Raw genomic sequence first — 21,710 nt, forward strand, 5'->3', positions numbered from 1 at the left:
TGACCTGGGCCAGAATGAGGTCTTATGCGAGCAGTCGTACAGCGAGTCAGCACCGCGTCGGTGGTGGTCGACGGGGTGACCGTCGGAGCGATCGACGAGCCGGGCCTGCTCGTGCTGGTCGGCGTCACGCACTCGGACACCCGCGCCGAGGCGCGCAAGCTCGCCGCCAAGCTCTGGGGGCTGCGCATCCTGCATGGCGAGAAGTCCTGCTCCGACGTGTCGGCGCCGCTTCTGGTGATCAGCCAGTTCACTCTCTACGGCGACGCCCGCAAGGGCAGGCGGCCCACCTGGCAGGCCGCCGCTCCAGGACCGGTCGCCGAGCCGGTGGTGGACGCCGTGGTGGACGAACTCCGGGCGCTGGGAGCCCACGTGGAGACGGGCCGGTTCGGCGCGGACATGAAGGTGTCCCTGGTCAACGACGGCCCGATCACGCTCGTGGTGGACGTGTGAACACAGTCTCCGCCCCCGACCTCGAGCCCTTCTAGGCGATCGGCAAGAAGGGCAAGCCGGTTCAGCGGAGGCGGCGGCGCATCGCCGGGTCGATGGTGACGTTGCGGCCCGCGTCCGGGGGGACGATGACCTCTTGGGCGGCGGCGACGCCGCCCGCGAGCAAGGGCGCGTCGACCGGCACCGTCCGCTTGACCGTGGCCAGCGCGATCGGGCCCAGCTCGTGGTGGCGGGCGGCGGAGCCGACGACGCCCACCTCCTGGCTCTCGAAGATCACCGGCGCCCCGTGCGCCGGCAGCGTGTCGACGCTGCCGTCAAGGTGCAGGAACACCAGCCGCCGCGGCGGATGCCCCAGATTGTGGACGCGGGCGACCGTCTCCTGACCTCGGTAGCAGCCCTTGGTGAGGTGTACGGCGGTGCCGATCCAGCCCACTTCGTGCGGGATCGTCTTGTGGTCGGTGTCGAAGCCGAGCCGGGGCCGGTGCTCCTCGATGCGGAGCGCCTCGTACGCCCAGAGCCCGGCCAGCGGCTTGCCCAGATGGTCGGGCAGTTCGGCGCGCGGCACCAGGAAGTCCTCGGTGGCGGACGAGAGCACCGCCAGGTCGTCGGCGCGCGAGACCTCGACGCGGAGCATGAACCGCATCCGGTCGAGATAGGCGACCAGGCTGTCGGCGGTGCCCGGCTCGACGTGGGCCAGCACGGCCTCGCCGTCGTCGACCAGCGTCAGGTGGTGCAGGACCCGGCCCTGGAGATCGAGGTCGAGCGTCTGCGTCCACTCGCCGGGCGTCAGCGTGTCGAGCTTCTGCGAGGTCAGGTCGTTGAGCCATTTCAGCCGGTCGGCTCCGGAGACACGGACCACCTCGCGGTTGCTGCGGTCGACCACCGCCTCGCCCTTGACGAGCGCCCGTTGTTCGGCGAACAGGTCACCGTAGTGGGCGGCCACGTCGGAGTCGGGGCCGTCGGCGGGAACGGCACCGGGGAGATCGAGCAGAGGGCTGCGCATGCCTTCCAGGTTATCGGCAGTTGCGACGGCGACCGAAGACGGCCTATCGGCACTTGCTGCAGCGGCCGAAGACGGTCAGGTGGCGTACGTCGGCCACGAAGCCCATCTCGCTGTCCAGCCCCTTGACCAGCCCGTCCGCGAGCTCGGGACGCACTTCGCCGACCTCGCCGCAGCCCCGGCAGACCAGGTGCAGATGGTCGGCGTCCGCCGCCAGGTGGTAGGTGGGGGCGCCGTGGCTCAGATGGGTGTGGGTGACCATGCCGAGCTCTTCGAGCAGCTCCAGCGTGCGGTAGACGGTCGAGATGTTGACGCCACGGGCCGTCTCGCGCACCTTGACGGAGATCTCTTCGGGTGTGGCGTGCTCAAGCGACTTGACCGCCTCCAGCACGAGCTGTCGCTGAGGGGTCACCCGGTAGCCCTTGGCGCGGAGTTCTTCGTGCCACTGCGTCTCCGTCATGCCCCGAGTCTACGACCGAGTATTAATCGCTTGCCCCGTCCGCGACCGAGCGCATAACTTCTGGGGTACGCCGAAAGGAGGTGGTCCAAACAATGGTGATTCATAGTTGGACTAGCGAGGTGGTTGTCCGCTAACGATGCGGACTGTTGTCTCGCGTCTGCTTAGCGAATTCGAGGCAACCACCGGGGCCCCTGGCAGTCGGAGGGCGGGGATGGTTTTCCTGTCCATGGTCCATCCGACCCGCTCGATCACGAGCGGAACGCCGCCTGGGGCCCTTTTTCATGCCCCCGGTTCCCGCGCGTGGTCAGTGTTCGCCGCGGGCCGGGATGCCCAGCTTGTCGCAGGCTTCGCGATAGAGGCGGACGACGGCCATGCGCACCTGGGGGCGTTCGGTCAGCGTCTCTCCCCACGGCACCCTGACCCGCTCGCCGCCGTCGATCGTGAACTCGATCGCCTCGGCGTCGACCCCGCTGGTGGCCGCCGTCGTCGCGGCGGGCCGGCCGCCCAGCCCGCGCACGATGATCAGCGCGTCGTCGGGGTGGTCGTCGTTCATGTGCCGCTTGATCGCCTCGACCGCCTCGGCGGTGAACGGGGTGCTCATATGGATCAAGCTACCTTCTTGAGCTCCGCCGACATGTGCGACGTGAGCGGGTGCCCGACCGCGGCCATGTCATAGGCCCACATGAGGTTGCCCTTGACCAGCCCGTACAGGCGGGTGGCCGCGGTGTATTCCTTGGCCGAGGCGGTGCGCGCCACCACGTCGGTGCGCAGCTCGATCTTGTGGAAGACGACCTCGCCGATGTAGATCTCCACGATGCCGGTCGGATGCGCCAACAGCACCTCGAGCTGCCGGTCGGGCTGCGGCCGCCAGTAGCCGGACTCGGTGGCGAGCGGCCTGACCCGGTTGCCGTCCTCGTCGAGCAGCCAGGTGCGGCTCACGTACGACAGGAACGGTTTGCCGTTGTGGCTGAACTCGATCTCCTGACCGAAGTTGAAGCTCTCGATCGTCGGATATCCCCCGACACCGGCGCCCTCCCAGCGGCCGATCAGGAACGCGATGTGCTCCAGATCGGGATGCACCGGCACCTGGACCTCAGCATCTTCCATGACACCAAACTGTACTGGCCGCCCGCGGTGAAGACGTCCGGTGGGAAGGGGTCTAGGGTGACGGACATGGCACGATCACTGGTGATCAAGGTGACCGCCGGCGCCGAGGCCCCGGAGCGCTGCAACCAGGCGTTCACGGTCGCGGCCACCGCGCTGGCGAGCGGCGTTCCGGTCTCTCTCTGGCTGACCGGCGAGTCCTCCTGGTTCGCGGTGCCGGGCAGGGCCAAGGAGTTCAATCTGGCCCACGCCGCTCCGCTCACGGACCTGCTGGACGCCGTCCTGGCGGGCGGCCGGGTGACGGTGTGCACCCAGTGCGCGGCCCGGCGAGACCTCACGGTCGACGATCTCATCGACGGCATCCGCATCGCCGGCGCCTCCACCTTCGTCGAGGAGGCCGTGGCGGAGGGCGCGCAGGCTCTCGTGTACTGACCGCGGAGAAACCTCCGGCGCGCGTGTCCGGGGCGGCGCGGTGGTTCCGACGTCTCTGGTGTACGGCACCGGGAGCGGTGCCGGCCGAGAGGAGAGATCGTGAAGTACATGATCATGATGAGCGGCACGCAGCGCGACTACGACAATCTGTCCGGAAAGCCGGACACCCCGGTCTGGTCCGGGGAGGACGTCGCGGCGCTGCACGCCTTCATGGAGGCGTGGAACCACGCCCTGGTCGAGTCCGGGGAGTTCGTGGACGCCCAGGGCCTGAGCGCGCCCGTGCTCGCCAGGAGGGTCGAGCTCAAGGACGGGGTTCCGGTCGTGACCGACGGGCCCTACTCCGAGACGCAGGAGGTCCTGGCCGGTTACACGATCGTCGAGTGCGAGAGCTTCGACCGGGCCACCGAGATCGCCGCGCAACTGGCCGACACTCCCCACCCCGCGAACGCGACCCTGATCCACGACTGGCACGTGGACGTACGACCGATCGCCGGAGGCTACGAGGAGCTGTGACCGGCGGCAAGGCTGAGAAGCCGCTGTGACCGGGGGCGAGATCGAGGACCTGCTGCGCGGGCTGGCGCCGCAGGTTCTCGGCGCGCTGGTACGTCGTTACGGGCACTTCGCGACGGCCGAGGACGCGACGCAGGAGGCGCTGCTCGCAGCCGCCCTGCAGTGGCCCGAGGAGGGCCTGCCGGACAACCCGCGCGGCTGGCTGATCACCGTCGCCGCACGCCGGCTGACCGACCTGCTGCGCGCCGAGCAGGCCCGCCGGCACCGCGAGGACACCGTCTCGCGCTGGACGCTGCCCGACCAGTGGCTGGCCCCCGCCGCGGACCGGCCGGCGTCGGAGTCCGACGACACGCTCATCCTGCTGTTCATGTGCTGCCACCCCTCGCTGTCGCCCGCGTCGCAGATCGCGCTCACCCTGCGGGCCGTCGGCGGCCTGACGACCGCGGAGATCGCCAGGGCGTTCCTGGTCCCGGAAGCGACTATGACCCGGCGGATAACCAGGGCCAAACACCGCATCAAGGAGAGCGGCCTCCCCTTCGGCATGCCCTCCGGCCAGGACCGCGCGGAACGGCTCGCGGCGGTCCTGCACGTCCTCTACCTGATCTTCAACGAGGGCTACGCCAGCACCTCGGGCCCGGCCCTCCACCGCACCGAGCTGACCACCGAGGCGATCCGTCTGACCCGCCTGGTCAACCGGCTGCTGCCGGACGACTCCGAGGTGGCGGGCCTGCTGGCCCTCATGCTCCTCACCGACGCCCGCAGACCGGCGCGTACGGGCCCGGACGGCTCCCTGATCCCCATGGCCGAACAAGACCGAACCCTCTGGAACACCGCCTACATCACCGAAGGCATAGCCCTCATCACCGGAGCCCTCCCCCGCGGCCCGACCGGCCCGTACCAGCTCCAGGCGGCGATCGCCGCCCTGCACGACGAGGCGCCGACCGCGGCGGCGACCGACTGGCCCCAGATCAAGGCCCTGTACGAGGTGCTGATGCGCCTGTCCGACAACCCGGTGGTAACGCTCAACCACACCGTGGCGGTCGCCATGGTCGACGGCCCAGGAGCGGGACTGGCCCTGCTTGAAAAGCTGGCACACGACCCCCGGATAGCCGAAGACCACCGGCTGCACGCGGTCCGGGCCCACCTGCTGGAGATGTCCGGCGACCACCGGGCGGCCCGCGAGTCGTACGAAGCGGCCGCACAGCGCACGAGCAGCCTCCAACAACAGCGCTACCTGCACGCCAAGGCCGGCGCACTGACCACGCGACGACCAAGAACTTGACCACGCGGGCGGCTAAGAAGACGTCGTAACGGCGCCCGGCCCTGTGCGGGCTCAGCGGCCGTATCCCTGGAGGCGCCCAACCATGGTCGGCGACTGGGGCCCACCGTGCTGTGCCGTAAAACCGACTGGTTGTAAAAACCGTAGAAGTCAGCTGCCGAGTACGGCGGCCAGACGCTCTCGCCGGAGCTGCTCGTAGCGGGTGTCGTCGAGCGGGGCCAGGTCGCCCGCGCGCCAGGAGAGCAGCAGGTCGGCGAGCGCCGGGTTGCGCGCCAGCGCCGGCCCGTGCAGGTAGGTCCCGACGATGTGCCCCGCGTAACACCCCTCGAAGCCGTCGCCGTTGCCCACTCCCACGGTCGTCCGGGACAGCGCCTTGACGCCCGGCCCCAGGCGGGTGACTCCCATGTGGTTCTCGAAGCCGGTCAGCGTCGGCAGGCCCAGCTCGGCGTCCACCTCGGCGACCAGTTCGCCGACCGCCCGGGAGGGGCCGCGGGAGCTGGCGATGTCGAGCACGCCGATGCCGTCGACCGGCTGGCCCTCCTCGCCGCCGAACGTACTGCCCATGATCTGGTAACCGGCGCAGACCGCGAGCATCGCCGCGCCCCGCGCGATCGCGCGGTGCAGGCCACCGTCCTTGCGCAGCCGCTCCGCCGCGAGGATCTGCGGGCGGTCCTCGCCGCCGCCGATGAGGTAGATGTCGCCGCTCTCCGGCACCGGGTCGGCCGAGCGCACGTAGATGGTCTCGGTCTCGATCCCCCTGCGCTGGGCGCGCTGCTCCAGGACGAGCACGTTGCCCTGGTCACCGTACGTGCTCAGCAGGTCAGGATAGATCCAGACGATGCGAAGGGCGCTGTCAGACGGCACGACCGAACTCCGATCGGATCTGCTGGAAGGCGGTGTAGTTGGCGATCACGTCGACCCGGCCCGGCGGCTGCATGGCCAGCGCCTCGGTGAAGCTGCCGCAGAGCGAGAACGGCACGTCGGCCACGTCGAGCCGGAGCGCCAGGTCCAGCCGCCGCTCACCGGTGACGAACACCGGGCGGCCGCGCAGGATCCGATAGTCGACGTCCCACAGCCAGGAGGTGTCACGCCCGTCGGGCCCCTGCGCGTTGACCGAGAGGATGATCGGCTGCTGGGGGTCGGAGACGTCGAACGCCTCCAGCCAGCCGGCCGGGTTCTTGGCCAGCAGCAGCCGCGCGTGGCGGCCGTCGCGCTCGACGGTGGTGTAGCGGCCCGCGACCGAGGTGACCTCGCGCAGCCGGGGCAGCGCCCGCTCGACCGACAGCCCGAACGCCTCGGCCACCGCCAGCGCCATCGCGGCGTTGGACCGGTTGGCCAGGCCGGGCAGCTGGATGTCGAGCAGCCACCGCTGCCCGCGCGGATCGACCACCGCGTCGTCGTCGAGGACCCACTGCGGCTCCGGCCGGTGGAACGTGCACTCGCGGCACGCCCAGTCGGCGTCCTTACGATCGAGCGGCCCGCCGCACTCCGGGCAGCACCAGGAGTCTTCCTTCCAGCGCTGGCCGCCCGCGACCCAGGTCACCTTGGCCGCGGTCGAGGCGCCCCAGGTGACGAGCGGGTCGTCGCAGTTGGCGATGACGTGCGTCGGCTTGCCGGACAGCGCCCTGCGCCACTTCTGCGCGAGCAGCCAGATCTCGGCCGCGCGGTCCATCTGGTCGCGGCTGAGGTTCATCAGGCAGACGACGCCGGCGCCGGTGGTGTCGAGCACCTCGGGCAGGTATTTCTCGTCGACCTCCAGCACGCCGTAGGGGGCGTCCTTGTGCGTGGAGAGCGCCGAGACGTGCCCCGCGGGCATGTTGGCGCCGAACGCGTTGGTGGCCACCTCCCCCAGCTCCAGCAGCGCCGAAGTGATCAGCCGGGTGGTCGTGGTCTTACCGTTGGTCGCGCTGACCAGGGCCAGCCTGCGGTCACGGGCGAGCTGCCGGAGCAGGTCGGGCTCGAGCATCAGGCCGACCCGACCGCCGATGACCGAGCCGTCGCCGCGCCCGGTCATCCTCGACAGCGTGGCGGCACTGCGGCCCAGGGCGCTCGCGAGCTGAGCCCGCAGTGGAAGCTGGGTCATGGCACAGGATCCTAGTCGGCGTTGGGCTCTACTCTGGTGGGGCACACGAAAACGCGGCCCGGTTCGGTAGCCCGGGCGACGCTTCTCGTATCCGCCCTTCCAGGGATGTCCGGTGTGCCGGAAGCGGCCTCGTCAGGCCGTCGTTCGGCATACCCGCTGGAGGGCAACCATGGTGACGCTGTCGGTCTATCTCGACGGCTCGTTCTGGGTCGGCGTGCTGGAGATCGTCGAGGAGGGCGAACTGCGGGCCACCCGCATCACATTCGGCGCCGAGCCGACCGATCCCGAACTGTACGAGCATCTGATGCGGCACGGCCTGGCGCTGCTGGCCCAGGCGTCGGCCGCGCCGCCCGTTCCAGCCGGTTCCCGGGGCGGCGGGCGGGTCAATCCCAAGCGGGCCGCCAAGCTGGCCGCGCGGGCGGCGGCTCGGGTCTCTTCGAGGAGTACGGCCGCGCAGGAGGCCATGCGGCTGGAGCTGGAGAGCCGCAAGCAGGAGGCCACCGGCGACCGCAAGGACCGCCGCGAGGCCCTGGCCCGGCACAAGCGCGAGGTAGCCCATCGCAAACGCGCCGAACGCCGTCGCGGGCGTTGAGTCGTGCGGTGGGCGTGCGCGGCCCATGAGATAATCGTTCGTACGGAGCCCTCTCGGCCTCGGGTCCAGCGACCCGGGCGGGAGGGTTTTTTCATGCCCGAAATCGCAGTGACGCGTCATCCTGCGGCAGGCATTCCCCGATTCAAGGAGCATTCGATGAAACTCGGTCTGACCTGCCCTCGCTTCATCTGGCCCGGCGGCGACACCGCCATCGCCGAGAGGTTCGCGGCCGTCGCCCGCGGCGCCGACGAGGCGGGGCTGCACAGCCTGTGGGTGATGGACCATTTCTTCCAGATCCCCAACTTCGGCGCCGTGGAGGATCCGATGCTGGAGGCGTACGGCGCGCTGTCCTATGCCGCCGCCCTCACCCGCCGCGTCACGCTCGGCACCCTCGTCACCGGCGCCGTCTACCGTGAGCCCGGGTTTCTGGTGAAGCAGGTCAGCACGCTCGACGCGCTCTCCGGCGGCCGCGCCGTCCTCGGCATCGGCGCGGGCTGGTACGAGCAGGAGGCCCGAGGTCTCGGCCTCCGCTTTCCTCCCCTTGCCGAACGGTTCGAGCGGCTGGAGGAGACGCTCCAGATCGCCAAACAGATGTGGAGCGACGAGGACAAGCCGTACAAGGGCACTCATTACCAACTGGAGCGCACGCTCAACTCCCCGCAGGCCCGCCCGCGGATCCTGATCGGTGGCAGCGGGGAGAAGAAGACCCTCCGGCTCGTCGCCGAGTACGCCGACGCCTGTAACTTCCTGCACGGCGCCGATGTACGGCACAAGCTCGGCGTACTGCGCGGCCATTGCGAACGCCTGGGACGGCAGTACGAGGAGATCGAGAAGACCCTCCACATGCGCGTCCCCGACGGCGAGAGCGTCGAAGAGAGCGTCCAGCGCTGCGGCGACCTGGCCGCTCTGGGCATCGACCACGTCATCGTCGCCGTCCCCGACGCCGCCGCCGACTCCTCCCTCGCGCACCTGGCGGCGCTCGCCACGCAGATCTCCGCCATCACCCCGGCCGGACGCTGAGGGGGCTGGACCAGGGCGTTCCCGCCCCCGCCCGGACCTCGGTGGGTGATGATGTTCAGGTGCGGAGAGTAATTAAATCACGACGCTCAGTACTGCTGTGGGTGAGCGGCGCGGCGTTTCTGATCGCCGTGGCCGCAGTGCTCGTGTTCTTTCTCCTCGGTTCGCCCGATCGGCTGGAGAAGGCCGACAAGCTCGCCAGCGTCGGCAGCCTGTTGTTCGGCGCGGTCTCGCTGCTGGTGTCCGTGGCCGCTCTGGGATGGGGGGCCGCCGCGCCTCGGCGCGACGGCGCCGTCTCCCCGGCGGACGAGGTGCGGGCGCTGGATCCGTGGGTGGCCCGGCTGGCGGACCGGATTCGCGGCCAGTGGACCGAGGAGGCGGCGACGCGGACGCTGGGCCGGCCCGATCCGCTGGAGTTGCGCTGGTCGTCCTCGGGGCGTCCCGGTGCCTCCCCGATCGCGGTGCTGGGCAAGGGGACGATACCGGGGCGGCCCACGCGTCTGCGGCTGCACGGCAGCCTGAGCGACGTGGTGGCGGCGTTCCGGAAGCTCCCGCGCAAGCAACTGATGGTCCTGGGAGAGCACGCGGCCGGCAAGACCGTACTGGCGCTGCTGTTCACCCTCGGCATGCTCCGAACCCGCGAGCCGGCCGAGCCGGTGCCCGTCCTGCTGACCGCGTCCTCATGGGACCCGGCCCGGGAACGGCTCGACGTCTGGTTCGCCAGGCGGCTGCGTGAGGAGTATCCGTTCCTGGCGGACCAGGACGTCCACGGCACCGACGTGGCATGGCGGCTGGTCCACAACGCGCGGGTGATGCTCGTACTCGACGGTTTGGACGAGATGCCGGGCGGTCTGCACGCGACAGCGATCAAAGCGATCAATCGAGCCGTCATCGACGAGCGTCCGCTGGTGATCACCTGTCGCGGCGCGGAGTACGCCGCCGCGGTCGCGGCGGAGGGCCAGCCACTCGCCCACGCGGCGGTCGTGGAGATCGAACCGGTCAAACCCGAGGACGCCGTCGACCACCTGCGCGCCGCCCTTCCCACCGGCGACGATCGCTGGGGGCCGATGTTCGATCATCTCCTGGCCTGCCCCGACGGCCCGCTCGCCCGATCGCTGTCGTCTCCGCTGATGGTCTCCCTCACGCTCTCCGCGTACGCGCCTCCTGGCACCGAGCCGTCCGACCTGCTCGACCTCGGCAGGTTCCCGGACCGCTCCGCGATCGAACACCACCTGCTCGACGCGTTCCTTCCCACGGTCTATCCGGCACGTTCACTGCCGCCGCCGGACCGTCCCGGATCCCCCGCGACGCCCATCCGCGCGTACGAGCACGATCAGGCTCGGGCCTGGCTCGCGCACCTCGCCCGGCATCTGAGAGCACTCGGCACCCGTGATCTCGGCTGGTGGGAGCTGCACCGGACCCTCCCCCGGGGCGGTTTCGAGCTCATGGCCGGGCTCGCCGCGGGGCTGACGGCGGGACCTGTGATGGGGCTGATGGCGGGGCTCGTGTTCGGGCGATCGTTCCTGACCGTCGCCGGATGCGGGACCGGGCTCGGTGTCGGCGTCGGGGCGGCCCTGGTCTCCGGGTTCAAGAGAAGGCCGTCGCCTTCCCGGGTCCGGCTCCCGATCAAGGGCCGCCGCCGCCATGTCCTCAGGGGAGTCCTCGTGGGAGTGACCGTCGGGGTGTTCTCCGGCCTGGTGTTCGGGGTGGTCTTCTGGTTCATGACGGGCGGCTCGGGCATCGGGCTCATGGCCGGCGTGGTGGCCGGAGTCACCGGAGGGATCGGTGTCGGGCTGGGCGCGGGCCTGACCGCGCCGGTCGGGCCCGAGGAGAACATCAGCCCGCGCTCGCTCCTCGATCTGGACCGCGCCACCGCGCTGACCCAGGCGTTCGGCGGCGGGCTCGGCGCAGGCCTGATGGTCGGCGTCGCGGCGGCCATGCTCGCCCACCCCGCGGCCAGGCTGGGCGCCGCGCTGGTGGCCGGCGCCGGAGTGGGCATCGGGGTCACCCTGATCGCGGTGAGCAGCACCGCGTGGGGGCGGTGGATGCTGATCCGCGCCTGGCTGGTGTTCAGGAAGAAACTGCCCTGGCGGGTGATGGATTTCCTGGACCATGCCCATCGTCACGGCGTGCTCCGGCAGGTGGGCGGCAGTTATCAGTTCCGCCACGCCCGCCTGCAAGATCACCTGATCGACTTCCCGGCGATCGGCGGAGACCGGGATTTCGCGGCCGGCCTCCGCTCGACGGGCATCGATCCATGCCTCGGTTGATCAGTTGGAGGGCCGATCTCCTGTGGCAGTTTCAGCGGCAGATCGTGCCGGGCGCGGGGAGCGTCCCGGAGACCAGGCAGCGGTCGATGCTCGCCTTCGCGCACGCGTTGCGCAGATATGCGATGTGCCCGTCGCCGTCGGAGGTCAGCACCCGCGACCCCTTAATGCCCTTGGCCAGGCTCTCGGCCCAGGCGAGCGGCGTCGCGGGCAATCTCCCGCCCGAGATCGTTAATTCGAAGCCGGCATGCCGGTTTGCAGTTCGACCGCGTGCGTGGAGGCGCGACCCGTGCCGCGGTCGCATAGCGGCCGGTGGGCCTCCTCAACACGGGGAGCACTCATGATCACGAGCCTGCGTCTACGGTCAGCTGACCGGAATGCCCTGCCACGACAGGGCGATGCACTCGGACACAAGCGTTGGCAGCTCTCGCCCATACGAACACTTAGCAGCCAACTGTTCGTATGGCAGTACGACTGCCTCCCAAGTCCGGCCAGCCGGTCAGCCCAGGGTGACGCCGTACACCGCTTTGATGATCTTGATGGGGATGTCCAGGTTCTTCGGCTCGATGTTGGTGTGGACGGCGACGCTCTGCCGGCCGTCGTCGGTGCTCAGCGCGAGGGTGAAGGATCCGGGCAGGGTGCCGCTCACGCCTCGCAGCGTCAGGCCGTTGGTCCCCGCACTGTCGAACTCGATCACGCCGAGGCCGTAGCGGGCGTGCGGCAGCCAGACGACGCTGCCGGAGGAGACCATGGTCCACATCTCATGGTGCTGGGCCGGTGGCAGCAGGCTGCCGGTCGCGATCGCCTTGAGGAAACGGCTCAGATCGGCGGTGGTGGAGACGATGCCGCCGGCCGCCCATCCCCATGAGGTGTTGAGCGCGGTGCAGTCGATGGGCGGCAGGCCGGAGTCCTCCAGGTCCTCCGGGGTGAGCGATGCCGGGTCGACACCCTCCTTGAGGATATTGGCGACGTATGCCTGGGGGTGCGGGTCCGGGTAGCTGGTGTCGGTGATGGGCCGTACGTAGGTGCTGGTCAGGCCGAGCGGCCGGATGACTGTGCGTTCGACCTCGGCGGCGTAGCTGTTGCCGGTGACCTTCTCGATGATCGCGCCGGCCAGGTAGTAGCCGCCGTTGGCGTAGACGAAGCCTTCGCCCGGCTCGCCGACCGGCGGCTGGGAAACCGCGAGGTTCAGCAGGTCGGAGGTGGTCCAGACGCGAGCCGGCTGAGTGACGATGCTGTGCTGTAGTTCTGGTGCGAGGCCGGTGAGGAACAGGCCGCCGGTGTGGTTGAGCAGCTGTCGGATGGTGATCTTGTTGCCGTCGTAGCCGCCCGCGTCCATGACACCGGCCAGCCATTTGTTCACCGGATCCTCGAGGCTCAACCTGCCTTCGGCCGCCAAGGCCAGCACCGTGGCGGCGGTGAAGGCCTTGCCGGAGCTGCCGATGTGCAGGTATTCGCCGGGCTGACGGCGGCGTCCGGTGGCGAGGTCGGCCACGCCCGCGGTGCCGAACCACGTTTTGCCGGCGTCATGGACTTCGGCGACGATGCCGGGAATGCCGTCCTCGGCCACAGCCGAGTCCAGGATCTGCTGCACCTTTTCGTAGGTGTTGTCGGTCATTTTGCTGCCTTTCCGGAGGAGAACGATTCAGAAGAGACCAAGCGGGGTTCAGCGTCCTCTGCGCATGTAGGCGCGCAGCGACAGCGGGACGAACACCGCCAGCAGGACGGCCGACCAGAGCAGGACGGTGGTCGCCGGATGCGCGAGCGGCCACGCCACGTCGCCGGAGGGGGCGCCCGGGTTGCCGAACAGCTCCCGGGAGGCGGCGGTGAGCGCGCTGACCGGGTTCCAATCGGCCAGGAAGCGCAGCCACCCGGGCATGCCGTCGGTCGGGACGAACGAGTTGGAGAGCATGGTGAACGGCAGGAACAGTGGCACCACCACCTGGGCGACGATCTGTTCGTTCTTCACCACCAGGCCCACGTAGACGCCCACCCAGCTCAGCGCGTACCGCAGCAGGAGCATCAGCCCGAACGCCTCGGCCGTGGGGATCAGGCCATGGTGCGGTTGCCAGCCCACCAGCAGGCCGGTGCTCACCATGATGGCCAGGAGCGGCAGGCCGACCAGGGAGTCGGCGCCGGTCTGCCCGAACGGCACCGCCAGCCGGGCCATCGGCATGGAGCGGAACCGGTCCATCACGCCGCGGGAGGCGTCGGCGGCCGTGCGCGCCATGACTCCTTGCAGGGCGGTGAAGGTCACCATCGAGAACAGGCCGGGCATGAGGTATTCGCGGTAGTCACCGCCGCCCGGCACCTGGATCGCGCTGCCGAGCACGTACCCGAACAGCACCACCACTATGGCCGGGAAGAGCAGCGCACCGACGATCTCGCCGGGCTCCTGGCGCACCCGGCCCAGCTCGCGGCCGACCAGGGTGAGCCCATCTATGAACGTCCAGCGCAGGCGGCGACCCATCGGCGGGGTGAGAGCGGTCATCGGACGGTCTTCTGCGGGTTGGTACGAGCGATCATCAGATGGTTGGTCTGGGCGGTCATCAGATGGTTGGTGTGGGCGGTCATTGGACGGTCTCCTTGCGGTCGGTCAGGCGTAGGAACACCTCATCGAGGGTGGGGCGGCGCAGGCTGACGTCGAGCGCGGCGACCCCGGCTCGGTCGAGCTCGCGCACGATGTCGGCGAGCCGGAACCCGCCGCCGGGCAGGGCGACGCTGAGCCGGTCGGCGTCCGTCACCGTCGGTTCGGCCCCGGCCAGGGCGTTCAGCGCGGTCGCCGCCGGGCGCAGCGCGGCGGGGTTTTCGACGACGACGTCGAGGCGGTCCCCGATGGTGGCCTTCAGCTCGTCGGGAGTGCCCGTGGCGATCACCTGGCCGTGGTCGATGACGGCGATGTCGTCGGCCAGCCGGTCGGCCTCGTCCAAGTACTGCGTGGTGAGCAGCACCGTGGTGCCGTCCGCGACCAGCTCGCGGACGCTGTCCCAGATCTCACCGCGGCTGCGCGGGTCCAGGCCGGTGGTCGGCTCGTCCAGGAAGAGCACCTCGGGGCGCAGGATGAGGCTGGTGATCAGGTCGAGGCGGCGGCGCATGCCGCCGGAGTAGCCGGCGACCTGGCGATCGGCGGCGTCCATCAGGCCGAAGCGTTCGAGCAGCTCATCGGCCCGCCGGTGCGCCTGGCGCCGGGACAGGTGGGACAGGCGCCCGAACATGCGCAGGTTGCCGCGCCCGGTGAGCTTCTCGTCCACGGCGGCGTACTGGCCCGCGAGCCCGATCTTCTCCCGCACCTTGCCGGCCTCGCGGACGACGTCGCATCCGGCGATGCGGGCGTGCCCGGCATCGGGATCGGACAAGGTCGCCAGGATGCGCACCGCGGTCGTCTTGCCCGCGCCGTTCGGCCCCAGTACGCCACAGACCGTGCCTTTCGGGACGCTCAGGTCGAGGCCGCGCAGTGCGTGGGTGTCGCCGAAGGACTTGTGCAGCCCCTCGGCGACCACGATCGGATCCATGATCCCCCCCAATTGAGTACTTCGTACGCAGTTGCAACGCCCACAGTAAATTACTGGGTACCACGTACGCAACTAGAGGGTTGGGGTCGGTGATGTCGAGGCCGAGGATCTCTTCGGCGCGACGGCGTCGGCGTCGGCGTAGGTCCGGGCCGCGGACGGGCTGAGGAGCGATGGACCGCTTCGGGCGCCGGGTACCGAGACGGCGATCCTTATGGGCCTTTAACATGTAGGAGTCTAAAGTACTAGCAAGCTAGATAAATGGAGAAAGCCAGTGATCGAGTTCCATCTGGACGGCAGGTCGGGTGTTTCGCCGTACCTGCAGTTGGTCCAGCAGGTACGGCATGCGCTACGGCTCGGGCTGCTGCGCGAGGGTGACCAACTACCGACCGTCAAGGAGGTGGTGGCGCACCTGGCGATCAACGCCAACACCGTCCTGAAGGCCTACCGGGAACTCGAGCACGAAGGCCTGGTGGCCGCCCGGCCGGGGGTGGGGACGTTCGTGACGGCGACGCTCACCGGCACCTCGCTGGCCGCGCACGGCCCGCTGCGGATGGAACTGCAGCGCTGGCTGGCCAAGGCCCGCCGAGCCGGCCTCGACGAGGAAAGCATCGAGGCCCTCTTCATGACCACCTTTCGGACCACCGCTCAGGAGGACATAGCGTGAACGCTGTCCTGCAGGCCCAAGGACTAGGCAAGAAATACGGCAAGCGCTGGGCGCTGCGCGAGTGCACCATCGACATCCCGGCGGGCCACGTCGTCGGACTGGTGGGGCCCAACGGGGCCGGTAAGACCACGCTGCTGAAGCTGGCCGGCGGCCAGCTGGAGCCGACGGCGGGCGGCATCACCGTGCTCGGCGGCCGGCCCGCGGCCACGCCCGCGCAGCTGGCCAGGGTCGGCTTCGTCGCCCAGGACACACCCGTCTACGCGGGACTGACCGTCGCCGATCACCTGCGGTTAGGGACGCGGCTCAACCCTCGCTGGGACGCCACCATGGCGCGGGAGCGTATCGAGCGACTCGGTCTCGATCCCGGCCATCGGGCGGGCAAGCTGTCCGGCGGGCAGCGCGCTCAGCTCGCCCTCACCCTGGGTCTGGCCAAGCGACCTGAGCTGCTGATCCTGGACGAGCCGGTCGCCTCGCTCGACCCGCTGGCCCGCCGCGAGTTCCTGCAGAGCCTGATGGAGGCCACGGTCGAGCACGAGTTCAGCGTGCTGCTCTCCTCCCACCTGGTCTCCGACCTGGAACGGGTCTGTGACTTCCTGATCGTGCTCGTCGACTCTCGTGTCCAGATCGCGGGGGAGGTCGACGAGCTGCTGGCCACCCATCACCGGCTCGTCGGCCCACGCCGCGATCCCGACCGGCTGCCCGCCGACCAGCAAGTCATCTCCGCGCGCCACACCGACCGGCAGAGCACGTTCATCATCCGTACCGACGCCCCGATCCACGACCCCGCCTGGACGGTCAGCCAGCTCAGCCTGGAGGACCTCGTCCTGGCTTACATGGAGAAGCGCACCGCCGACAACCGGCGTGCCCCCCTGGAGGTGCAGCGATGATCTGGCTGACCTGGCGCCAGCTGCGCGGCTCGGCCGCGATGATGGCCGCCCTCCTCGTCATCCTCGCCGTCATCCTGGCCCTGACCGGCCCGGACCTGGCCTCCGGCTACTCCACCGGTATCGCCGCTTGCACTCAGGACGACACCTGCGTCCGCTTCTACGACCGGTTCTTCGGCGAGTACGACATGCCCTTCATGGCCGTCAGCCTCGTCGTGCTGCTCCTGCCCGCTGTCGTCGGGCTCTTCTGGGGAGCACCGTTGATCACCCGCGAGCTGGAGACCGGCACGCACCTGCTGGTGTGGAACCAGACTGTCACCCGCGGCCGCTGGCTGGCGGTCAAGCTCGGGTTCACCGGCCTGGTCGCCATGGCCGCCGCCGGCCTGTGCGGCCTCGCGGTGACCTGGTGGTCCGATCCCCTGGACAAGTCGGCCCCGGCCGACCTGGCCTTGATGGCTCCCCTGGTGTTCGGCGCGCGCGGCATCGCCCCGATGGGGTACGCGGCGTTCGCCTTCGTCCTGGGCGTGACCGTGGGCATGCTGGTGCGCCGCACACTGCCCGCCATGGCCCTCACCCTGGCCGTCTTCGCCGCGATCCAGTTCGCCATGCCGCTGCTGGTCCGGCCTCACCTGATGCCCCCGGTCACGGGGACCTTCGAGCTCAGCGAGACGAACGTGAACGGCATCGGCATAAACCGGGAGCAAGGCGGACATGTGGAGATTCGCCTGAATGCGACTGTTCCCGGCCAGGCGGGCGCCTGGGTCTTGTCCAGCGGTCTCGTCGATCCGTCCGGACGTCCGGTTGCCGGCCCCGAGCCCGGAGTCGGGATCGTCCAGATCTCGACGACGTCGGGACCCTGCGCACCGTCGTCATCGACGATGGGCGCGTGCCCGGCGGAGATCAACCGGCTCGGCTACCGGCAGAAGGCGACCTACCAGCCCCTCGACCGCTTCTGGCCCTTCCAGTGGATCGAGACCGGGATCTACGCCCTGCTCACCCTCGGCCTCACCTGGCTCTCCTTCTGGTGGATCCGCAGGCGCCTGTCATGACCGCCATCAAGATCGCAACAGCCGGGCTCGCCCTCCTGCTGGCGGCGGCCTGCACCGCGCCGACGCCACCGCGCAGCCAGGCGAGCACGGCAGCCAGTACGGTCTGCGCGTCGCCCCAGGGACCCCCTGGGGCGGAGACGGCCACCACGATCGACGTCATCGAGCAGGCGTACTTCTGCATCCTCGGCAACTACTACAGCGGCGCCACGCTGGACGCCCGCGCGCTGCTGGCCGCCGGATTCGTCGCACTGACCCAAGAGCTCAACCGCGACGGCCGCGACCTGCCCGAGGCCACCATGCCCGCGCTGACCGGCGACCGCAAAGCCGACTGGACCGCCTTCGAGGCCGCCTACCGCAAGATCACAGACCAGGCCCCCGACCTCCGCGACAAGCTGGCGATCGTCACCCTCGAGGCCATCGTGGCCGCCCTCGGCGACAACCACGCCCGCTGGACACACGACGTCAAGCGGCCGCCCGACTACTACGACGGCGACGGCTACGGCCTGGGTCTGCAAGCGAACGTCGAACGCTCTCAGGTGGAGGGCAACCCCGGCGTCGCCCTTCCCCCGCTGTTCGTCACCACGGTGCAGGGCGGCGCGGCGCAGGCCGCCGGACTGCGCCCTGGCGACATCATCGAATCGATCAACGGATCGGCGCCCTTCATCGACGACCGGCCCACCCCCGCGATCGCCGCCCTCTACCCGCAATACCCCGAAGCGCGCCCGGTCCGGCTGCGGCTCCTGCGCCAGAGCACCGGCCGCCGCTGGAGCATGACGCTCAAGCCCGGCCTCTACCAACGGGACCTGGCCGCCCTGCAGGTGGTGCAGTCCAAACTGCTGGACGACAGCATCGCCTACGTACGGTTGCGCGGGTTCGCCCCCGACTCCGCGGACCGGGTACTCAAAGCGATCTCCAGGCTGCGCACCGGCCGCACCCTCACCGGCGTCGTACTGGACGTGCGCGGCAACGGCGGCGGCAGCCCCACTGAGGCGACCCGGCTGGTGAGCGCGTTCGGCCACGGCAAGGTCACCGCCTACCAGTGCACCGTGGACGGCAGGTGCGAGACCGCGCGGACCGACGACACCGTCGAGCTGGTCAACCTGCCACTGACGGTGCTCACCGACCGCGGCTGCGCCTCGGCATGCGAGCACTTCAGCTCCGCGATAAAGGACCATCGCCTTGGCCGGTTGGTCGGCACCAGAACCGCCGGGGTCATCTCCGGCCCGGCGCAGTCACACCTGCTCGGCAACAACACCCTGCTGGGCTTCCCCGCCAGGCACCACCTGGGGCCCGATCGCGAGGTGATCGACCGGATCGGCGTGCCCCCCGACCACTACGTGCCCCTGACCCCGAAGGACGCGGCCACCGGGCGCGACCCCGCCCTGGCCAAGGCCCTGACCTTGCTGCACACCTGAACGGACCTCGCGATGAGACACCCTTTGGCAGTCGCCGCAGCACTGACCGTCCTGGCCACGTCCGCCTGCACGGCACCCGTACCACCCCGCTCCGCCGCCCCCTCGGCCACACCGACCGGCCCCGCCACCCTGCCCGCCCCCACCGGCGCCCACCCGGTCGGTACCACCGCCCTGTATCTGAAGGACTCCTCCCGCCCCGACCCCTGGAACCTCGACGCCAAAGCCAGAGAGCTCAAGGTCAACCTGTGGTATCCGGCCAAGCAGCGGGACGGGGAGCGTGCGCCGTACATGACACCGAAGGAATCGGAGCTCGCCATAAGGCGCTATGGGGTCGCGAGCGTCCCGGACGACACGCTGAGCAAGACCCGCACGTACGCCATCAAAGACGCGAAACCCGCAGGGGAAAAGCTCCCGCTGGTGGTGCTGTCCCCCGGCTTCACCAATCCGATGAGCACGCTCACGTCGCTGGCCGAGGACCTGGCCAGCCGAGGGTACGTCGTGGCCGGCATCGACCACACCTACGAAAGCTACGCCACGACCCTGGCCGACGGGCGGGTCGCCGAATGCCTCGCCTGTGACAGCGACACCGACCCGGGCTTCGGCACGGGAGTGGTCCAGGGCCGGGCGGCCGACGTCTCCTTCGTGCTCGACCAGCTGCCCGCGAAATGGAACGGCTCCACCGTGATCGACCGCTCCAGAATCGCCATGGTCGGCCAGTCGATCGGCGGGTCCAGCGCCATGGCCGCCATGCTCAAGGATCCCCGCGTGCGGGCCGGAATCGACATGGACGGCACCACCTACGCCCGGATCCCCAAGAGCGGGTTCACCCGGCCGTTCATGTTCCTGGGCTCGGCGCAGCACGTCCCCGGCGGCCGCGACACCTCCTGGGACCGCGACTGGAAGCTGCTGACCGGGTGGAAGCGCTGGCTCGTGGTGACCGGCGCGGAACACTCGACCTTCACCGACGCCTCGCTACTGGCGGGCGCCCTCGGCATCAAGCCTGCGTACGGCGTTCCGCCTGCGGCACGCGCCGCCGAGCTCACCCGCACATACGTGGCGGCCTTCCTCGACCAGCACCTGAAGTCCAAGCGGCAGTCCCTCCTGGACAAGCCGTCATCGCGCTACCCCGAGGTCAAATTCTGCCCCGCGACCTGCGGCCAATCCTGAGGGCTGGCACGTCCGCCGAAGCCATCGGGGATGGGACCACAGCTCGCCCAGGCTCAGAAGACGCCAGTAGACGGCGACACCGCGCCGCCCGCCTTGAAGGAACTCCTCGGGCAGGGAGCTCCAAGGCCCACAGGCCGACCACCTGGAGCGGTTCAGCACGACCACGGGCCCAACAGCCACGCGACGCCGGGGCCGGGTGCAGCCGCTGAACGACATTGATCACACTAGTCGACCAGCACTCAACCCCGGTCGACGTGCTTTGGCCTGCTGCCGCGTTACTATTTAAGTGTGATCGCTGAACACCTCTGACAGGCACTTGACGCTGAAGGCAGCTTGAGCCAAGCGGATTTCTGTAGAGGCTGCGAACATGACAGCCGGAATACTATGCAATGCACTTGCTTGGACAACCCTGTCTACTCCAGCTCCTACGAGGGGTGACACAGTCCGCAGCGTCCCGTCGAGTGCAACTGATGCCGTCTGGCCCGCATGAACAATTAAATTTCTCTGTCGATAAAGTCTGCGAAAAGCGTCTTCTAGTTGGTTGACAATGCGAGGCAAGATAGCACCAGGGTTGGCGATTAGAGAGCGGATGCGCTGTAGGGCGATTTGAGGGCCAGATCTCGCAAAGTCATCGACGACATTGCTTCGTATTGCTTCTTCGAAGAAGATGGCCTTCTCGCGGTCCGTGCCAATAGAGCGCAGCTTCCTAGAGACGAGATCGTCTCGCATGCTAGCATGCGCCTGCGCAAGTGATAGCAATTCGCTGGTCACATAACTGCACGCCACGATTCGAGCCATTCGGGTTGCGGCCACCACTCGATTGGAGGTATCTCCTGGGCCGACAAGGAGCGCTTCTAGAGCTGCCCAACTTCCAGCAATTGCAGCGGCAGGAGTGCCCCGATCTAGTGGTTGGAGGAGCTCGAGAGCCGCGTCAATTTGTGGATCAAGTCGAATGCGAAATATTTCCTTCGTCTGCTCAAGGGCGTGTACTTCGACTCGACGCGGGCCTCCAATATAGTCCAACGGCTCGGGTTCGCCGATCATGTAAAGCGTTGGATGAAACTCCAGCCTTTGACGTGCCCCAACTTGAAATCGGGACGCAAGCTTATCAACTTCGCTGCCAGCTTTTTTGAGGGCAGAGTATTTATCCTTGGCATCGAGTTCGAGGAGCAAGCCGCCTGCTTGCCTAATGCTTGGCCTGGAGGGAAACCAGCACTGGAGCCATTCGGCCGTTTGAGATGAATCAAGCCAGCAGTCTGGTCTTGCCTCCGGAAGGGGCGGACACGCAGTTAGCGGCACTAGAATATCGAATCGAATCGGAAGCCTATTAATAAGCGACTGCGCTTCATCGCACAAATCACCCAGGGTTATCTTGGTCGTCCCGTACTTAATGTGATACGTTAGCCATTTGTGCGTTGCTTCCTGGCTGTACCCCTGATCTAACACGTGGCTTACAATGGCCCGGGCGGTCGGCTCGCAGTCGGCTTCCTCCTTTCTGAGGTGGTCAGCCCATCGGGAAAGATACCTGGGTCGACTTTCTTGTAGCAGGATGTTTAGTGCAACCCAGTCGTGACCACCCACCTGCATGGTCCTATTCACATGCTTGATAAGCTGACCGCGTTCAGCCGGGGAGCCCAATCCAGGGTCTCGCTGGATCCTCTTTGCAAGCCCTTCGCCTAGGTATTTAACCGAAGACTCAGCTAGTGCTCCCAGGGCTCTTGCGCTGACTGCCTCAAGGAGCTCAGTCAACTCAAGCACCGCCCCCAGTCGCCAGAGTCTTCGATGCCAAGGAGTCGCAGCAGCCGCGAAGTCAAGCATCCGTTTGGCG

Annotated in this window: 23 protein-coding genes; 12 read left to right on the forward strand and 11 right to left on the reverse strand. The window is 68.8% G+C overall.

Features of this window, described 5'->3' with window-relative positions; genetic code table 11:
- Positions 1–24 precede the first annotated feature (24 nt).
- Entirely contained in the window at positions 25–450 is a 426-nt protein-coding gene (dtd, locus tag ACGFJ2_RS32165; RefSeq protein WP_393474631.1) for a D-aminoacyl-tRNA deacylase, read from the forward strand.
- Between the two features lie 61 nt (positions 451–511).
- Here the strand turns inward: dtd and ACGFJ2_RS32170 are convergent, their stop codons facing one another.
- The 4 genes from ACGFJ2_RS32170 to ACGFJ2_RS32185 all read right to left on the reverse strand — a co-directional run bounded on the left by ACGFJ2_RS32170 (position 512) and on the right by ACGFJ2_RS32185 (position 3,014).
- Positions 512–1,450 carry a folate-binding protein gene (locus ACGFJ2_RS32170; protein WP_357958092.1) on the reverse strand — a complete coding sequence of 313 codons (939 nt, stop codon included), beginning with the start codon at positions 1,448–1,450 and terminating at the stop codon, positions 512–514.
- Positions 1,451–1,493: 43 nt separating this feature from the next.
- Positions 1,494–1,907 carry a Fur family transcriptional regulator gene (locus ACGFJ2_RS32175; RefSeq protein ID WP_357958094.1) on the reverse strand — a complete coding sequence of 138 codons (414 nt, stop codon included), beginning with the start codon at positions 1,905–1,907 and terminating at the stop codon, positions 1,494–1,496.
- A 304-nt stretch (positions 1,908–2,211) separates the two neighbouring features.
- Positions 2,212–2,508, reverse strand: coding sequence for a DUF2470 domain-containing protein (locus ACGFJ2_RS32180; RefSeq protein WP_357958096.1), 297 nt, complete (start codon positions 2,506–2,508; stop codon positions 2,212–2,214).
- A gap of 5 nt (positions 2,509–2,513) precedes the next feature.
- Positions 2,514–3,014, reverse strand: coding sequence for an FABP family protein (locus ACGFJ2_RS32185; protein ID WP_357958097.1), 501 nt, complete (start codon positions 3,012–3,014; stop codon positions 2,514–2,516).
- A 66-nt stretch (positions 3,015–3,080) separates the two neighbouring features.
- Here ACGFJ2_RS32185 and ACGFJ2_RS32190 point away from each other — a divergent pair, with 66 nt between their 5' ends.
- The 3 genes from ACGFJ2_RS32190 to ACGFJ2_RS32200 all read left to right on the forward strand — a co-directional run bounded on the left by ACGFJ2_RS32190 (position 3,081) and on the right by ACGFJ2_RS32200 (position 5,235).
- Complete coding sequence (locus tag ACGFJ2_RS32190) at positions 3,081–3,443, forward strand: DsrE family protein (protein ID WP_357958099.1); 363 nt, start codon at positions 3,081–3,083, stop codon at positions 3,441–3,443.
- 108 nt (positions 3,444–3,551) lie between these two features.
- Positions 3,552–3,956, forward strand: a complete 405-nt coding sequence (locus tag ACGFJ2_RS32195; RefSeq protein ID WP_393475091.1) for a YciI family protein — start codon at positions 3,552–3,554, stop codon at positions 3,954–3,956.
- A gap of 25 nt (positions 3,957–3,981) precedes the next feature.
- Positions 3,982–5,235 (forward strand): RNA polymerase sigma factor, encoded by a 1,254-nt coding sequence (locus ACGFJ2_RS32200; RefSeq protein ID WP_393474637.1) that lies wholly within the window; start codon positions 3,982–3,984, stop codon positions 5,233–5,235.
- A gap of 147 nt (positions 5,236–5,382) precedes the next feature.
- On the opposite strand, the gene ACGFJ2_RS32205 is transcribed toward ACGFJ2_RS32200, so the two are convergent.
- Complete coding sequence (locus ACGFJ2_RS32205) at positions 5,383–6,096, reverse strand: glutamine amidotransferase (protein ID WP_357958102.1); 714 nt, start codon at positions 6,094–6,096, stop codon at positions 5,383–5,385.
- Positions 6,086–7,315, reverse strand: coding sequence for a MurT ligase domain-containing protein (locus tag ACGFJ2_RS32210; RefSeq protein WP_357958104.1), 1,230 nt, complete (start codon positions 7,313–7,315; stop codon positions 6,086–6,088). Before ACGFJ2_RS32210 ends, ACGFJ2_RS32205 begins: the two co-directional genes overlap by 11 nt.
- Before the next feature lie 169 nt (positions 7,316–7,484).
- On the opposite strand from ACGFJ2_RS32210, the gene ACGFJ2_RS32215 reads away from it, so the two are divergent.
- From ACGFJ2_RS32215 to ACGFJ2_RS32225, 3 genes are all read left to right on the forward strand, one after another.
- Positions 7,485–7,907, forward strand: coding sequence for a YjdF family protein (locus ACGFJ2_RS32215; protein ID WP_393474641.1), 423 nt, complete (start codon positions 7,485–7,487; stop codon positions 7,905–7,907).
- 156 nt (positions 7,908–8,063) lie between these two features.
- Complete coding sequence (locus tag ACGFJ2_RS32220; RefSeq protein ID WP_393474644.1) at positions 8,064–8,927, forward strand: LLM class F420-dependent oxidoreductase; 864 nt, start codon at positions 8,064–8,066, stop codon at positions 8,925–8,927.
- Between the two features lie 59 nt (positions 8,928–8,986).
- Positions 8,987–11,194 carry a hypothetical protein gene (locus ACGFJ2_RS32225; RefSeq protein ID WP_393474647.1) on the forward strand — a complete coding sequence of 736 codons (2,208 nt, stop codon included), beginning with the start codon at positions 8,987–8,989 and terminating at the stop codon, positions 11,192–11,194.
- Between the two features lie 31 nt (positions 11,195–11,225).
- On the opposite strand, the gene ACGFJ2_RS32230 is transcribed toward ACGFJ2_RS32225, so the two are convergent.
- From ACGFJ2_RS32230 to ACGFJ2_RS32245, 4 genes are all read right to left on the reverse strand, one after another.
- Entirely contained in the window at positions 11,226–11,495 is a 270-nt protein-coding gene (locus tag ACGFJ2_RS32230) for an alpha/beta hydrolase (RefSeq protein WP_393474650.1), read from the reverse strand.
- Positions 11,496–11,690: 195 nt separating this feature from the next.
- On the reverse strand, positions 11,691–12,809 hold the full coding sequence (locus tag ACGFJ2_RS32235) for a serine hydrolase domain-containing protein (RefSeq protein ID WP_393474653.1): 1,119 nt from the start codon (positions 12,807–12,809) through the stop codon (positions 11,691–11,693).
- A gap of 48 nt (positions 12,810–12,857) precedes the next feature.
- Complete coding sequence (locus tag ACGFJ2_RS32240) at positions 12,858–13,682, reverse strand: ABC transporter permease (protein WP_357958120.1); 825 nt, start codon at positions 13,680–13,682, stop codon at positions 12,858–12,860.
- 79 nt (positions 13,683–13,761) lie between these two features.
- Positions 13,762–14,703, reverse strand: a complete 942-nt coding sequence (locus ACGFJ2_RS32245; RefSeq protein WP_393474656.1) for an ATP-binding cassette domain-containing protein — start codon at positions 14,701–14,703, stop codon at positions 13,762–13,764.
- Positions 14,704–14,974: 271 nt separating this feature from the next.
- On the opposite strand from ACGFJ2_RS32245, the gene ACGFJ2_RS32250 reads away from it, so the two are divergent.
- Genes ACGFJ2_RS32250 through ACGFJ2_RS32270 form a run of 5 tightly spaced genes read left to right on the forward strand, consistent with a single transcriptional unit; the run spans position 14,975 to position 19,882 of the window.
- Positions 14,975–15,367, forward strand: coding sequence for a GntR family transcriptional regulator (locus ACGFJ2_RS32250; RefSeq protein WP_393474659.1), 393 nt, complete (start codon positions 14,975–14,977; stop codon positions 15,365–15,367).
- Complete coding sequence (locus ACGFJ2_RS32255) at positions 15,364–16,254, forward strand: ABC transporter ATP-binding protein (protein ID WP_393474662.1); 891 nt, start codon at positions 15,364–15,366, stop codon at positions 16,252–16,254. The genes ACGFJ2_RS32250 and ACGFJ2_RS32255 overlap by 4 nt, the downstream gene beginning before the upstream one ends.
- Positions 16,251–17,300, forward strand: coding sequence for an ABC transporter permease (locus ACGFJ2_RS32260; RefSeq protein WP_393474665.1), 1,050 nt, complete (start codon positions 16,251–16,253; stop codon positions 17,298–17,300). The genes ACGFJ2_RS32255 and ACGFJ2_RS32260 overlap by 4 nt, the downstream gene beginning before the upstream one ends.
- A complete protein-coding gene (locus tag ACGFJ2_RS32265) occupies positions 17,297–18,715 on the forward strand; it encodes a S41 family peptidase (RefSeq protein WP_393474668.1) in 1,419 nt (472 codons plus the stop codon). Before ACGFJ2_RS32260 ends, ACGFJ2_RS32265 begins: the two co-directional genes overlap by 4 nt.
- A gap of 24 nt (positions 18,716–18,739) precedes the next feature.
- Complete coding sequence (locus tag ACGFJ2_RS32270) at positions 18,740–19,882, forward strand: alpha/beta hydrolase family protein (protein WP_393474671.1); 1,143 nt, start codon at positions 18,740–18,742, stop codon at positions 19,880–19,882.
- A 282-nt stretch (positions 19,883–20,164) separates the two neighbouring features.
- Here the strand turns inward: ACGFJ2_RS32270 and ACGFJ2_RS32275 are convergent, their stop codons facing one another.
- Positions 20,165–21,055 carry a hypothetical protein gene (locus ACGFJ2_RS32275; RefSeq protein WP_358185753.1) on the reverse strand — a complete coding sequence of 297 codons (891 nt, stop codon included), beginning with the start codon at positions 21,053–21,055 and terminating at the stop codon, positions 20,165–20,167.
- Between the last annotated feature and the right edge of the window lie 655 nt (positions 21,056–21,710).

It is taken from the genome of Nonomuraea sp. NPDC049028, assembly GCF_043197735.1.
Taxonomy (GTDB): Bacteria; Actinomycetota; Actinomycetes; order Streptosporangiales; family Streptosporangiaceae; genus Nonomuraea.

Bases quoted from the DNA above. Each gene is read 5' to 3' on its own strand.
- ACGFJ2_RS32235 (WP_393474653.1), bottom strand. From the start codon at position 12,809: ATGACCGACAACACCTACGAAAAGGTGCAGCAGATCCTGGACTCGGCT.
- ACGFJ2_RS32180 (WP_357958096.1), bottom strand. From the start codon at position 2,508: ATGAGCACCCCGTTCACCGCCGAGGCGGTCGAGGCGATCAAGCGGCAC.
- ACGFJ2_RS32195 (WP_393475091.1), top strand. From the start codon at position 3,552: ATGATCATGATGAGCGGCACGCAGCGCGACTACGACAATCTGTCCGGA.
- ACGFJ2_RS32260 (WP_393474665.1), top strand. From the start codon at position 16,251: ATGATCTGGCTGACCTGGCGCCAGCTGCGCGGCTCGGCCGCGATGATG.
- ACGFJ2_RS32240 (WP_357958120.1), bottom strand. From the start codon at position 13,682: ATGACCGCTCTCACCCCGCCGATGGGTCGCCGCCTGCGCTGGACGTTC.
- ACGFJ2_RS32175 (WP_357958094.1), bottom strand. From the start codon at position 1,907: ATGACGGAGACGCAGTGGCACGAAGAACTCCGCGCCAAGGGCTACCGG.
- ACGFJ2_RS32245 (WP_393474656.1), bottom strand. From the start codon at position 14,703: ATGGATCCGATCGTGGTCGCCGAGGGGCTGCACAAGTCCTTCGGCGAC.
- ACGFJ2_RS32265 (WP_393474668.1), top strand. From the start codon at position 17,297: ATGACCGCCATCAAGATCGCAACAGCCGGGCTCGCCCTCCTGCTGGCG.
- ACGFJ2_RS32215 (WP_393474641.1), top strand. From the start codon at position 7,485: ATGGTGACGCTGTCGGTCTATCTCGACGGCTCGTTCTGGGTCGGCGTG.
- ACGFJ2_RS32170 (WP_357958092.1), bottom strand. From the start codon at position 1,450: ATGCGCAGCCCTCTGCTCGATCTCCCCGGTGCCGTTCCCGCCGACGGC.
- dtd (WP_393474631.1), top strand. From the start codon at position 25: ATGCGAGCAGTCGTACAGCGAGTCAGCACCGCGTCGGTGGTGGTCGAC.
- ACGFJ2_RS32220 (WP_393474644.1), top strand. From the start codon at position 8,064: ATGAAACTCGGTCTGACCTGCCCTCGCTTCATCTGGCCCGGCGGCGAC.
- ACGFJ2_RS32185 (WP_357958097.1), bottom strand. From the start codon at position 3,014: ATGGAAGATGCTGAGGTCCAGGTGCCGGTGCATCCCGATCTGGAGCAC.
- ACGFJ2_RS32230 (WP_393474650.1), bottom strand. From the start codon at position 11,495: ATGCGACCGCGGCACGGGTCGCGCCTCCACGCACGCGGTCGAACTGCA.
- ACGFJ2_RS32190 (WP_357958099.1), top strand. From the start codon at position 3,081: ATGGCACGATCACTGGTGATCAAGGTGACCGCCGGCGCCGAGGCCCCG.
- ACGFJ2_RS32210 (WP_357958104.1), bottom strand. From the start codon at position 7,315: ATGACCCAGCTTCCACTGCGGGCTCAGCTCGCGAGCGCCCTGGGCCGC.